Raw genomic sequence first — 11783 nt, 5'->3', positions numbered from 1 at the left:
CGCTGGGTATACTCCCGGCTGCAGTTGCTAACCGGATCACAAAGCCCATGAGCGAAGCCGCACTCGCCGAAGCCCTCCCCGCCCCGTCGGTCATTCTCCAGCTGCTCGGCCGCCTCGGCGTGCCCTGCCGCGAACTGCCCGACGACGACCAACTGCCCAGCGCCCGCCGCGTGCAGGCGAGCCTGCTGGAAGACTCGGTGGGCACCCTGCTGGTGCTCTTCCCGCAGAACCAGCTGCTGGACCTCAACCGCCTGACCGAGCTGACCGGGCGCAAGCTGCTGGCGATCAAGCCGGAGCGCCTGGAGCGCATGCTCGGCAAGCACCAGCTCAGCCGCCTGCCGGCGCTGCCGCCGCTGACCAGCTCGCCCTGCCTGTACGACGAGCGCCTGCTGCAGGAGCCGCAGCTGCTGATCGAATCCGGCAACCCCGGCACCCTGCTGGAGATCGCTACCGGCGACTTCCGCCAGGTGCTGGAGAAGGCCAGCGCGGCGCGCTTCGGCGTGCCCCTGGAGCAGATCCGGCCGAACCTCGACCGCCCCAACGACGACCGCGCCGAGATCACCCAGGCGGTGCAGGCCTTCACCGCGCGGCGCATCCAGCAACGCCTGGAAGAGACCATCGAGATTCCGCCGCTGCCCAAGACCGCGCAGAAGATCATCAAGCTGCGGGTGGACCCCAACGCCACCGTGGACGACATCACCGGCGTGGTCGAGACCGACCCGGCGCTGGCCGCCCAGGTGGTCAGCTGGGCCGCCTCGCCCTACTACGCCGCGCCCGGCAAGATCCGCTCGGTGGAAGACGCCATCGTCCGCGTGCTGGGCTTCGACCTGGTGATCAACCTGGCCCTCGGCCTGGCCCTGGGCAAGACCTTGAGCCTGCCCAAGGACCAGCCGCAGCACGCCACGCCCTACTGGCAGCAGGCGATCTACACCGCCGCGGTGATCGAGGGCCTGACCCGCGCCGTGCCCCGCGCCGAGCGTCCGGAAGCCGGCCTGACCTACCTCGGCGGGCTGCTGCACAGCATCGGCTACCTGGTCCTGGCGCACATCTTCCCGCCGCACTTCTCGCTGATCTGCCGCCACCTGGAGGTCAACCCGCACGTGCCGCACAACCTCATCGAGCAGCACCTGCTGGGCATCACCCGCGAGCAGATCGGCGCCTGGCTGATGCGCGCCTGGGACATGCCGGAAGAGATCTACACCGCGCTGCGCTTCCAGCACGACCCGGACTACGCCGGCCCCAACGCTGCCTACGCCAACCTGGTGTGCCTGGCCACCCGCCTGCTGCGCCAGAACGGCATCGGCAGCGGCCCGCAACAGGGCGTGCCGCAAGCCCTGCTCGACCGCCTGGACATCCCCCGGGAAAGGGCCGAAGACGCGGTGCACAAGGTGCTGGACGCCGAGGCCGTGCTGCGCGAGCTGGCTTCGCAGATGAACAGCCCGCACTGATCTGGCTGCGGACAGACCTGTAGGAGCGCGCCCTGCGCGCGAAATCGCGGGCAGGGCCCACTCCTACAGGAGAATGCCGCGGGTGGCGCAGCGTAGGAGCGGATCTCATCCACGAATCGCGCCGATATGTCCGGCTATCGCGGACAAGGTCCGCTCCTACAGGGGGAATGCCGCGCCTCGCGGTGAACCGTAGGAGTAGGAGCGAGCTTGCTCGCGAATAAACCCCGCTGCGGAATCCGTTCGCGAGCAAGCTCGCTCCTACAAGACCACACACTCCCCGTCTTAGATGACTCCGCCCGCGATTTCGCGCGCAGGGCGCGTTCCTATATGGGGACGATGTGGGTGGCGCAGCGTAGGAGCGGATCTCATCCGCGAATCGCGCCGATATGTCCGGCTATCGCGGACAAGGTCCGCTCCTACAGGGGGAATGCCGTGCATCCCAGCGAACTGTAGGAGCGCGCCCTGCGCGCGAAATCGCGGGCAGGGCCCGCTCCTACGGGGGAATGGCGTGGGTGGCGCAGCGTAGGAGCGGATCTCATCCGCGAGTCGCGCCGATATGTCCGGCTATCGCGGACAAGGTCCGCTCCTACAGGGGGAATGCCGTGCCTCGCGGGACAAGGGCCGCCTCAGGCCGCTTCCTTCTCCACCGCCTTGGCCGCGGCCTTCTTCTTCGGCTTGAGGTACTTCACCAGGCCCTGGAACCAGATCACCAGCGCCGGGTTGCCCTGGATCTGGATGTCCTTGTTCTGGATGCCCTGCATGAAGGCCAGTTGCGGGTTCTTCGAGGTCAGGGTGGCGAAGCCGTAGGCGCTGTCGCGGAAGCCGATGGCGAAGGCCGGCTGCGGGTGCACGCCGCGGCGGGCGCTGACGCGTTGGTCGCGGACGATGTAGTGGCGGGCGACCTTGCCGTCCAGGCTGTGCAGCTGGAACACCAGGTCCTTGCCTTCGAGCTGCTGGCGGAAGGCCGGGTTATCGCGCGAGGACTTGGCCATCATACGGCCGAGGAACCACAACAGAAGACGGAATTTCATGCACAGACCTCGGCGTTCGGGACAAATGACTGCGCATTGTAGCGATTCGCCGAAAGGACTACATCCGTACTTTCGAAGGGAAATGTAACTGCGGGGGTAGCCCGGAGCCGCTCTGGCTCCGGGGCTGGGAACAGCCTTAGTTGACGGCGTCCTTCAGGGCCTTGCCCGGCTTGAAGGCAACGGTGTTGCTGGCCTTGATCTTCACCGGCTGGCCGGTCTGCGGGTTCTTGCCGGTGCGGGCGCCACGGTGGCGCTGGATGAAGGTGCCGAAACCAACGAGGGTGACACTGTCTTTGCGGTTCAGCGCGCCGGTGATCTCATCCAGCAGCGCGTTCAGCACCTTGTTGGCTTGTTCTTTGGTGAGGTCGGCCTTCTCGGCGATCGCGGCGGCGAGTTCTGGTTTACGCATAGATGCCTCTTTGACGGTTTGTTGTTTTTGTGTCCGTGCTGTCTTCCCAACAGCGCCTAAGGCACCGCGGCCCAGGCCCTACAGGCTCTAGGCTGCGGCAGACGGGGGGAGGATGGCACGCCGCAGGCTGGTACGCCAGTATCGTCTGACAATTTGCGGATACATTCCCACGACGAAAACGCCATAAAGGATGCCTTTCAGGCCAGAAGTGCCGGCAACTCCTTGTTCAGCGAGAGTTTTTCACTGACCGCCGCGCCGGTCAGGGCGTAGCCGAGCAAGCGACCGGCGGTATCCCGGCACAGCACCTTGAGGTCCGCGCCAGAGCCTTCCACGAGCCATTGGCCATCGCTGCCGCGGGGCGGCGGCGAGACCACCAGCGGGCACACCGGAGTCTTCACCGTGACCGGCATGGGGCCGTAGGACACCGCTGTCGGCTTGCCCGCCAGTGTCTGGGCCAGGGCGCGGGCGCAGCTCATCAGCGGCATCACGTAGAGCAGGTTGAGGCCGTCGACCTCGGCGCAATCGCCCAGGGCGTAGATGTTGGCGTGGGAGGTGCGCAGCTCGCGGTTCACCACCACGCCGCGGTTGACCTCCAGGCCCGACTCGGTGGCCAGGTCGATGCGCGGGCGCAGGCCGACGGCCGAGACCACCAGGTCGCAGGGGATCACCTGGCCATCCGACAGGTGCGCTTCCAGGCTCTCGCCGGCGCGCTCCAGGCGGTTGAGCACCGGGCCCAGGTGGAAGCGCACGCCCAGGCCTTCCAGGCCGGCCTGCACGGCCGCCGCGGCGGCGGGGTGCAGCAGGCCGGGCATGACCTGCTCGCAGGGAGCGACCACGTCGATCTGGTAGCCGCCGGCGGACAGGTCGTTGGCGAACTCGCAGCCGATCAGGCCGGCGCCCAGCAGTAGCACGCGGCGCTTGCCGGCGGCGGCGGCGCGGAAGCGCGCGTAGTCCTCCAGGTCGTTGATCGGGAAGATGGCGTCCAGGGCGTCGCCCTGCACCGGCACGCGGATCGTCTCGGCGCCCCAGGCCAGCACCAGGTCGCGGTACTCGACCTGCTCCTCGCCGATCCAGATGCGCTTGTGCCCCGGGTCGATGCCGGTAACGCGGGTGTGGGTGAGGATGCGCGCCTTCAGTTGCTCGGCCATGGCGCCCGGCTCGGCCATGGCCAGGCCGTCGGCGTCCTTGTCCTTGGAGAAGCCGGTGGAGAGCATCGGCTTGGAATAGGAGCGGCCGTCGTCGGCGGTGATCAGCAGCAGCGGGCTTTCCGCGTCCAGCTTGCGCCATTCGCGCGCCAGGTTGTAGCCGGCCAGGCCGGTGCCGATGATCACCAGCGGTGCGTTCTCGCTCATTGGATTCTCCACATCGAACGGGACCGAGCGGCTTGGCCGGCTCGGTGGAATTCAGGGTTTCGCGGGGCCTGTCAGGCGATTTCGATCATTTCGAAGTCGATCTTGCCCACGCCGCAGTCGGGGCAGACCCAGTCGGCGGGAATGTCTTCCCAGCGGGTACCGGGGGCGATGCCCTCCTCGGGCAGGCCGAGGGCCTCGTCGTAGATGAAGCCACAGACCACGCATTGCCACTTGCGCATCGTCGAACCTCCTGCGGGTTGCCAGGGCAACCTAGCGCACTTTTCCGCCCCCCGCCAAGGGCAGGGTTGCCGGCGCCCGGCGGCAGCCCGGCCAAGCGCGCGAAGCGCTCAAGCACGGGGCCGGACACGAAAACGGCGGCCATCGGCCGCCGCTCGCAGGGATGCCGGGACGGCTCAGCCGATTTCGATCATCTCGAAGTCCAGCTTGCCGACGCCGCAGTCCGGGCACAGCCAGTCCTCGGGCACGTCTTCCCAGCGGGTGCCCGCTGCGATGCCTTCTTCCGGCCAGCCTTGGGATTCGTCATAGATGAGTCCGCAGACTACGCATTGCCACTTTTTCATTGTCTACCCCTCGGGCGGGTTACCACGGTTGCGGCCGCACGCTAACGCAATTCCCGGCGTGCGCCAAGACGCCATCGGGCGGTTGGGCGGGCGTTGGGGGCCAACCAAAGGTGGGTGGTGCGTGGGTGGGGGGGTTGGCTTTTCGTAGGAGCGAGCTTGCTCGCGAACGGAGTTTTGCCGGCGGGGATCGGTGCGCGTCCTGAAGAGCCCCTCTCCCCAGCCCTCTCCCTGAAGGGAGAGGGGGCTTGTCCGTGCCGAGAAAGGATTTGGTATTAGCCGGGTACCCGGTACAAGCCGGCTAACACCGAAACATCAGCGCACTCCGAACGGTCCCCTCTCCCTTCAGGGAGAGGGTTAGGGAGAGGGAGCGGAGTCACAGCAGGACACCGAAGCCTCAGGTGAGCACCGTTCGCGAGCAAGCTCGCTCCTACAGAGGCGAACTCAGTGCTGCGCCTTGTACCGCAAGCGCCAGGCATGCAGCAGCGGCTCGGTATAGCCACTGGGCTGCTCGCGCCCCTTGAACACCAGGTCACTGGCCGCCTGGAAGGCCGCCGAACCCTGGTAGTCCGCAGCCATCGGGCGGTAGGCCGGATCACCCGCGTTCTGCTGGTCGACCACCTTGGCCATGCGCTCCAGGGTCTCGCGCACCTGGGCCTCGCCGACCACGCCGTGGTGCAGCCAGTTGGCGATGTGCTGGCTGGAGATGCGCAGCGTTGCGCGGTCCTCCATCAGGCCGACGTCATGGATGTCCGGCACCTTGGAGCAGCCGACGCCCTGTTCGACCCAGCGCACCACGTAGCCGAGGATGCCCTGGCAGTTGTTGTCCAGCTCTTCCTGGCGCGCTTCGGCGCTCCAGTCGGCGGACGCGGCCACTGGAATTGTCAGCAGGTCGTCGAGCAGTTCGTCGCGCACGCTGGCCAGGTCGACCTTCTGCAGCTCGCCCTGTACCGCCTGCACGTCCACCTGGTGGTAGTGCAGCGCGTGCAGGGTGGCGGCGGTGGGCGACGGCACCCAGGCGGTGGTGGCGCCGGATTTCGGGTGGCCGATCTTCTGTTCCAGCATGGCCGCCATCAGGTCCGGCATGGCCCACATGCCCTTGCCGATCTGCGCCCGGCCGCGCAGGCCGCAGGCCAGGCCGACCAGCACGTTGTTGCGCTCGTAGGCGGCGATCCACTTCGTGCCCTTCATGTCGCCCTTGCGCAGCATCGGGCCGGCCTCCATCGCGCTGTGCATTTCGTCGCCGGTGCGGTCGAGGAAGCCGGTGTTGATGAACACCACCCGCGCCGCGGCGGCGCCGATGCAGGCCTGGAGGTTGACGCTGGTGCGCCGCTCCTCGTCCATGATGCCCATCTTCAGGGTATGGCGCGGCAGGCCGAGGACTTCCTCGACGCGGCCGAACAGTTCGTCGGCGAAGGCCACTTCGGCGGGGCCGTGCATCTTCGGCTTGACGATGTAGACGCTGCCGGTGCGCGAGTTGCCCTTGCGTTGCAGGTCGTGGATCGCCACCAGGCCGGTGAGCACCGCGTCCATGATCCCTTCGGGGATTTCCGCGCCGCTCTCGTCGAGGATCGCCGGGGTGGTCATCAGGTGGCCGACGTTGCGGATGAACAGCAGCGAGCGGCCGTGCAGGGTCAGGCTGGAGCCGTCGGCGGCGGTGTACTGGCGGTCCGCGCTCATGCGCCGAACGAAGCTCTGGCCACCCTTCTCCACCGCTTCGCTGAGGTCGCCCTTCATCAGGCCGAGCAGGTTGCGGTAGACCAGGGTCTTGTCCTCGGCATCCACCGCAGCTACCGAATCCTCGCAGTCGAGGATGGTGCTCAGCGCGGCCTCGACCAGCACGTCCTTCACCCCGGCGGCGTCGGTCTGGCCGATGGGGCTGGTGGGGTCGATCTGGATCTCGAAGTGCAGGCCGTTGTTCTTCAGCAGCACGGCCTTGGGCGACAGCAGCTCACCCTGGTAGCCGACGAATTTCGCCGGCTCGGCCAGGCCGGTGACGCTGTCGTCCTCCAGGGTCACGCGCAGCTGGCCCTGCTCGATGCGGTAGGCGCTGGCGTCGGCGTGGCTGCCCTGGGCCAGCGGCGCGGCCTGGTCGAGGAAGGCGCGGGCGAAGGCGATGACCTTCTCGCCGCGGCGCGGGTTGTAGCCCTTGCCCTTCTCGGCGCCGTCGTCCTCGCTGATGGCGTCGGTGCCGTAGAGCGCGTCGTACAGCGAGCCCCAGCGGGCGTTGGCGGCGTTCAGCGCGTAGCGGGCGTTCATCACCGGCACCACCAACTGCGGGCCGGCCTGCTGGGTGATCTCGCTGTCGACGTTGGCGGTCGTGGCCTGCACCGAGGCAGGCGCCGGCAGCAGGTAGCCGATGGATTCGAGGAAGGCGCGGTAGGCCGGCATGTCCTGGATCGGGCCCGGGTGGGCGCGGTGCCAGGTGTCCAGCTCGGTCTGCAGGCGGTCGCGCTCGGCGAGCAGCCCGCGGTTCTTCGGCGCCAGCTCGTGGACCAGGGCGTCGAAGCCCTTCCAGAAGGCCTCGGCCTGCACGCCGGTGCCCGGCAGGGCTTCTTCCTCGATGAAGCGTTGCAGCACGTCGGCGACCTGCAGGCGCTGACGGGTGATTCGTTGGGTCATCGCAAGGTTCTCCTGTGTTTCGTCGAGTGCTTAGAGCGCGGCCACGCCGGCCTTGGCCACCTGGGCATCCTGCGCGGCCTGCACGCCGGAGACGCCCACCGCGCCGATCACCTGGCCGTCATGGATGACCGGCACGCCGCCTTCCAGGGTGCCTTGCAGCACCGGTGCGGAGAGGAAGGCGGTGCGGCCGTTGTTGATCATTTCCTCGTACAGGCGCGTTTCGCGGCGGCCCAGGGCGGCGCTGCGGGCCTTCTCGGTGGCGATGTAGGCGCCGACCGGCGCGCAGCCGTCGAGGCGCTCCAGGGCCAGCGGGTGGCCGCCGTCGTCCACTACCACTATGGCCACCGCCCATTGGTTGGCCTGGGCCTCGGCGCGGGCGGCGGCGAGGATGCGGGTGACTTCCTGCTGGGTGAGTACGGCTTTGCTTTGCATGGCGTCAGTTTCCGGTGCTGAGGGCGTGGTCGACCAGTTCGATCCAGTGCCGGACGGGGGTGCGTCCGGCGCCGTCGAGGTGGGTCTGGCAGCCGATGTTGGCGGTAGCGATCAGGTCGGGCCGACCGCTTTCCAGGGCGTCCAGCTTGTTGTCGCGCAGCTTGTGCGAGAGCTCCGGCTGGGTCAGTGAATAGGTGCCGGCCGAGCCGCAGCAGAGGTGGCTGTCCGGTACCGCGGTGAGGTTGAAGCCCAGGCGCTTGAGCACCGCCTCGACGGCGCCGCCGAGCTTCTGCGCGTGCTGCAGGGTGCAGGGGCAGTGGAAGGCGAGGGTCTGGTCGCAGTTCAGGCCGAGGCTTTCCAGCGGTTCGGCGCGGATCACTTCCACCAGGTCCTTGGCCAGCTCGCTGACGCGCCTGGCCTTGGCCGCGTACTGCGGGTCGTCGCGCAGCAGGTAGCCGTATTCCTTGACGAAGGCGCCGCAGCCGCTGGCGGTCTGCACGATGGCCTCGGCGCCGTTCTCGATGGCCGGCCACCAGGCGTCGATGTTGCGCCGGGCGCGGTCGAGGCCGGTGCCCTGGGCGTTGAGGTGGTAGTCCACGGCGCCGCAGCAGCCGGCCTGGGCCGCCGAGGTGATGCTGATGCCGAGGCGGTCCAGCACCCGCGCGGTGGCCGAATTGGTGTTGGGCGACAGCGCCGGCTGCACGCAGCCTTCGAGCATCAGCACGCGGCGCTTGTGGCGCTCCGCCGGGCGCACGCCGGCCGGGGCGATGGCCCGCGGCAGGTGGCTGCGCAGGGCCACGGGAAGGATCGGCCGCAGCGCCTCGCCGGTGTTCACCAGCGCCTTGAACAGCGCCGGGCGCGGCACTATGGCGCGCAGGCCGCCGCGCAGCAGGCGCTCGCCCAGCGAGCGCGGCACGCGCACTTCGATGGCGGCGCGGCCGATGTCCAGCAGCTTGTGGTACTCCACGCCGGAGGGGCAGGTGGTTTCGCAGTTGCGGCAGGTCAGGCAGCGGTCCAGGTGTTCCTGGGTTTTCTCGCTGACCTGGTCCTGTTCGAGGAACTGTTTGATCAGGTAGATGCGCCCGCGCGGGCCGTCCAGCTCGTCGCCCAGCTCCTGGTAGGTCGGGCAGGTGGCGTTGCAGAAGCCGCAGTGCACGCAACTGCGCAGGATGCGTTCGGCTTCCTCGGCGTGGGCCAGGCGTTTGGCCGCTTCGCTCAGGTTGGTCTGCATAGGTCTATCCGCGTCAGAAGTCGGCGTACATGCGCCCGGGGTTGAAGATGCCCTGCGGGTCGAGCTGGCGCTTCAGCGAGCGGTGCAGCTTGAGCAGGGGCGCCGGCAGCGGGTGCAGCGGCTCGTCGACGTGGCCCGGGGTGAAGCAGCTGGCGTGGCCGCCGACGGCGCTCACGGCCTGGCGGATTTCCGTGGCGCTGGCCTCGGACTTCAGCCAGCGCTGCGCGCCGCCCCAGTCCAGCAGCTGCTCGCCGGGCAGCGCCAGCGGCGCGCTGAGTGCCGGCAGCGACAGGCGCCAGAGCGGCCGCGGGTCGCGGAAGAAGTCCAGGCGCTGTTCGCGCAGGTCGTCCCACCAGGCGTCGTCCAGGGCGTCGCCGCCGATACGGTCGCAGGCGGCGCGCACCGAACCTTCGTTGCCTTCGAAGCGCAGGTACAGGTGCTCGCCGTCGTGGGCAGCGGCGCTCAGCGGCAGCGGCTGCTGGCCCCATTCGCCGAGGCGCAGCAGGGCGCGCTCCAGGGGGATTGCCTGGCGCAGGCTGATGCGGCAGCGCGGCTTGGGCAGGACCTTGAACGAGGCCTCGGTGATGACGCCCAGGCAACCGAAGCTGCCGGCCAGCAGGCGCGACAGGTCGTAGCCGGCGACGTTCTTCATCACTTCGCCGCCGAAACGCAGGTGGGTGCCCAGGCCGCTGATCAGCCGGGTGCCGAGGACGAAGTCGCGCACCGCGCCAGCCCAGGGCCGGCGCGGGCCGGACAGACCGGCGGCGAGCATGCCGCCGACCGTGGCGCTCTCGGTGAAACAGGGCGCCTCGCAGGCGAGCATCTGCCCGGCGCTGTCCAGCGCGGCGTTCAGCTCGCGCAGCGGGGTGCCGGCGCGGGCGGTGATCACCAGTTCGGTGGGGTCGTAGGAGACGATGCCGGTGTGCCCGGCCACGTCCAGCGGGCGGGCCTCCACCCAGCGGCCGAGGAAGGCCTTGCTGGAGCCGCCGCGGATGGCCAGTGCGGTCTTTTCCGCCAGGGCCTGGCGCACCTGTTCGAGCAGCTCGGCGCTGCGGTCGTGGCCGGCCAGGGGATCGAAGTGCTGTTTGTCCATCAGAAGCGCTCCAGTTCCGGGAACGGCAGTTGGCCGTGGTGGATGTGCATGGCGCCGAATTCGGCGCAGCGGTGCAGGGTCGGGATGTTCTTGCCCGGGTTGAGCAGGCCCTGCGGGTCGAAGGCGGCCTTCACCGCGTGGAACAGCGTCAGCTCGTCGCTGTTGAACTGGGCGCACATTTGGTTGATCTTCTCGCGGCCCACGCCGTGCTCGCCGGTGATGCTGCCGCCCACCGCCACGCAGAGTTCGAGGATCTTCCCGCCGAGGGCCTCGGCGCGTTCCAGTTCGCCGGGGACGTTGGCATCGAAGAGGATCAGCGGGTGCATGTTGCCGTCGCCGGCGTGGAACACGTTGGCCACCCGCAGGCCGTACTCCTCGGACAGCTCGGTGATGCCGTTGAGCACCCGCGGCAGCTCGCGGCGCGGGATAGTGCCGTCCATGCAGTAGTAGTCCGGGGAGATGCGCCCCACCGCCGGGAAGGCGTTCTTGCGCCCGGCCCAGAACTTGGCGCGCTCCTCCTCATCGCGGGCCAGGCGCACGTCGGTGGCGCCGGCCTTGCGCAGCACGGCGTCGACGCGCTCGCAGTCCTCGTGCACGTCGGACTCCACGCCGTCCAGCTCGCACAGCAGGATGGCCGCGGCGTCCACCGGATAGCCGGCGTGGATGAAGTCCTCGGCGGCGCGGATCGACAGGTTGTCCATCATCTCCAGGCCGCCGGGAATGATGCCCTCGGCGATGATGTCGCCCACCGCGCGGCCGGCCTTCTCGACGTCGTCGAAGCTGGCCATCAGCACCTTGGCCACCTGCGGCTTGGGCAGCAGCTTGACGGTCACCTCGACCACCACGCCGAGCATGCCTTCGGAGCCGGTGAACAGCGCCAGCAGGTCGAAGCCGGGGCTGTCGAGTGCGTCGGAGCCCAGGGTCAGGCGCTCGCCGTCGACGGTGATGATTTCCACCTTGAGCAGGTTGTGCACGGTCAGCCCGTACTTCAGGCAGTGCACGCCGCCGGCGTTCTCGGCGACGTTGCCGCCGATGGAACAGGCGATCTGCGAGGACGGGTCCGGCGCGTAGTACAGGCCGTGGGGCGCGGCGGCCAGGGAGATGGCCAGGTTGCGCACGCCGGGCTGCACCCGGGCGTAGCGGCCTTCGGGGTTCACTTCGAGGATGCGCTTGAAGCGCGCCATCACCAGCAGCACGCCCTGCTCCAGCGGCAGCGCGCCGCCGGACAACCCGGTGCCGGCGCCGCGGGCGACCACTGGCACCTGCATGCGGTGGCACAGGCGCAGCAGGCTCTGCACCTGCTCGACGTGTTCGGGCAGCACCACCAGCATCGGCGTGCTGCGGTAGGCGGAGAGGCCGTCGCACTCGTAGGGGCGCAGGTCCTCGGCCTCGTGGAGGATCTCCAGGTCCGGCAGCGCGGCGCGCAGTTCGGCGAGCAGCGCGGCCTTGTCCACCTTCGGCAGTGCGCCGTCGAGGCGCTCATCGTAGAGGATGTTCATCGGGTCTCACACGGTGGTTTTTCTTATGGGTGGCGCCGCCCGGCGGGCCGGGCGGCTGCTGGACTGACGGGTCTCAGGTCGGCGCAGA

General features: G+C 68.9%; 11 protein-coding genes. 1 reads left to right on the top strand and 10 read right to left on the bottom strand.

Annotation, left to right across the window (positions count from 1 at the left end; translation table 11 throughout):
• Nucleotides 1-47: 47 nt before the first annotated feature.
• A complete protein-coding gene (locus tag M8R19_RS16955; protein ID WP_249918388.1) occupies nucleotides 48-1448 on the top strand; it encodes an aminoacyl-tRNA deacylase and HDOD domain-containing protein in 1401 nt (466 codons plus the stop codon).
• A 626-nt stretch (nucleotides 1449-2074) separates the two neighbouring features.
• Here the strand turns inward: M8R19_RS16955 and M8R19_RS16950 are convergent.
• From M8R19_RS16950 to glcD, 10 genes are all read right to left on the bottom strand, one after another.
• A complete protein-coding gene (locus tag M8R19_RS16950) occupies nucleotides 2075-2479 on the bottom strand; it encodes a helicase (RefSeq protein WP_043268101.1) in 405 nt (134 codons plus the stop codon).
• Nucleotides 2480-2615: 136 nt separating this feature from the next.
• On the bottom strand, nucleotides 2616-2888 hold the full coding sequence (locus M8R19_RS16945; RefSeq protein ID WP_009614168.1) for an HU family DNA-binding protein: 273 nt from the start codon (nucleotides 2886-2888) through the stop codon (nucleotides 2616-2618).
• A gap of 197 nt (nucleotides 2889-3085) precedes the next feature.
• Nucleotides 3086-4240: an NAD(P)/FAD-dependent oxidoreductase gene (locus M8R19_RS16940; protein ID WP_249918387.1), complete on the bottom strand. Its 1155-nt coding sequence runs from the start codon at nucleotides 4238-4240 to the stop codon at nucleotides 3086-3088.
• A 71-nt stretch (nucleotides 4241-4311) separates the two neighbouring features.
• The gene (locus tag M8R19_RS16935; protein WP_009614171.1) at nucleotides 4312-4479 is read right to left on the bottom strand and encodes a rubredoxin; all 168 of its coding nucleotides are present in this window, start codon (nucleotides 4477-4479) and stop codon (nucleotides 4312-4314) included.
• Between the two features lie 174 nt (nucleotides 4480-4653).
• The gene (locus M8R19_RS16930) at nucleotides 4654-4821 is read right to left on the bottom strand and encodes a rubredoxin (RefSeq protein ID WP_009614173.1); all 168 of its coding nucleotides are present in this window, start codon (nucleotides 4819-4821) and stop codon (nucleotides 4654-4656) included.
• A 441-nt stretch (nucleotides 4822-5262) separates the two neighbouring features.
• On the bottom strand, nucleotides 5263-7440 hold the full coding sequence (locus M8R19_RS16925; protein ID WP_249918386.1) for a malate synthase G: 2178 nt from the start codon (nucleotides 7438-7440) through the stop codon (nucleotides 5263-5265).
• Between the two features lie 30 nt (nucleotides 7441-7470).
• Complete coding sequence (locus M8R19_RS16920) at nucleotides 7471-7872, bottom strand: heme-binding protein (protein ID WP_009614175.1); 402 nt, start codon at nucleotides 7870-7872, stop codon at nucleotides 7471-7473.
• Nucleotides 7873-7876: 4 nt separating this feature from the next.
• Nucleotides 7877-9103 carry a glycolate oxidase subunit GlcF gene (gene glcF, locus M8R19_RS16915; protein WP_116425199.1) on the bottom strand — a complete coding sequence of 409 codons (1227 nt, stop codon included), beginning with the start codon at nucleotides 9101-9103 and terminating at the stop codon, nucleotides 7877-7879.
• 13 nt (nucleotides 9104-9116) lie between these two features.
• The gene (gene glcE / locus M8R19_RS16910; protein ID WP_249918385.1) at nucleotides 9117-10196 is read right to left on the bottom strand and encodes a glycolate oxidase subunit GlcE; all 1080 of its coding nucleotides are present in this window, start codon (nucleotides 10194-10196) and stop codon (nucleotides 9117-9119) included.
• Nucleotides 10196-11695: a glycolate oxidase subunit GlcD gene (gene glcD, locus M8R19_RS16905; protein WP_249918384.1), complete on the bottom strand. Its 1500-nt coding sequence runs from the start codon at nucleotides 11693-11695 to the stop codon at nucleotides 10196-10198. The genes glcE and glcD overlap by 1 nt, the downstream gene beginning before the upstream one ends.
• Nucleotides 11696-11783: the final 88 nt, after the last annotated feature.

The organism is Pseudomonas sp. R3.Fl (assembly GCF_023516765.1).
Classification (GTDB): domain Bacteria; phylum Pseudomonadota; class Gammaproteobacteria; order Pseudomonadales; family Pseudomonadaceae; genus Pseudomonas; species Pseudomonas citronellolis.
Note: the sequence above shows the minus strand (reverse complement) of the source record. Positions and strands in the feature narration are given on the sequence as shown.

Coding starts and splice junctions, on each gene's coding strand:
- M8R19_RS16920 (WP_009614175.1), bottom strand. CDS start 7,872: ATGCAAAGCAAAGCCGTACTCACCCAGCAGGAAGTCACCCGCATCCTC.
- M8R19_RS16955 (WP_249918388.1), top strand. CDS start 48: ATGAGCGAAGCCGCACTCGCCGAAGCCCTCCCCGCCCCGTCGGTCATT.
- M8R19_RS16935 (WP_009614171.1), bottom strand. CDS start 4,479: ATGCGCAAGTGGCAATGCGTGGTCTGTGGCTTCATCTACGACGAGGCC.
- M8R19_RS16945 (WP_009614168.1), bottom strand. CDS start 2,888: ATGCGTAAACCAGAACTCGCCGCCGCGATCGCCGAGAAGGCCGACCTC.
- glcF (WP_116425199.1), bottom strand. CDS start 9,103: ATGCAGACCAACCTGAGCGAAGCGGCCAAACGCCTGGCCCACGCCGAG.
- M8R19_RS16925 (WP_249918386.1), bottom strand. CDS start 7,440: ATGACCCAACGAATCACCCGTCAGCGCCTGCAGGTCGCCGACGTGCTG.
- M8R19_RS16940 (WP_249918387.1), bottom strand. CDS start 4,240: ATGAGCGAGAACGCACCGCTGGTGATCATCGGCACCGGCCTGGCCGGC.
- M8R19_RS16950 (WP_043268101.1), bottom strand. CDS start 2,479: ATGAAATTCCGTCTTCTGTTGTGGTTCCTCGGCCGTATGATGGCCAAG.
- M8R19_RS16930 (WP_009614173.1), bottom strand. CDS start 4,821: ATGAAAAAGTGGCAATGCGTAGTCTGCGGACTCATCTATGACGAATCC.
- glcE (WP_249918385.1), bottom strand. CDS start 10,196: ATGGACAAACAGCACTTCGATCCCCTGGCCGGCCACGACCGCAGCGCC.
- glcD (WP_249918384.1), bottom strand. CDS start 11,695: ATGAACATCCTCTACGATGAGCGCCTCGACGGCGCACTGCCGAAGGTG.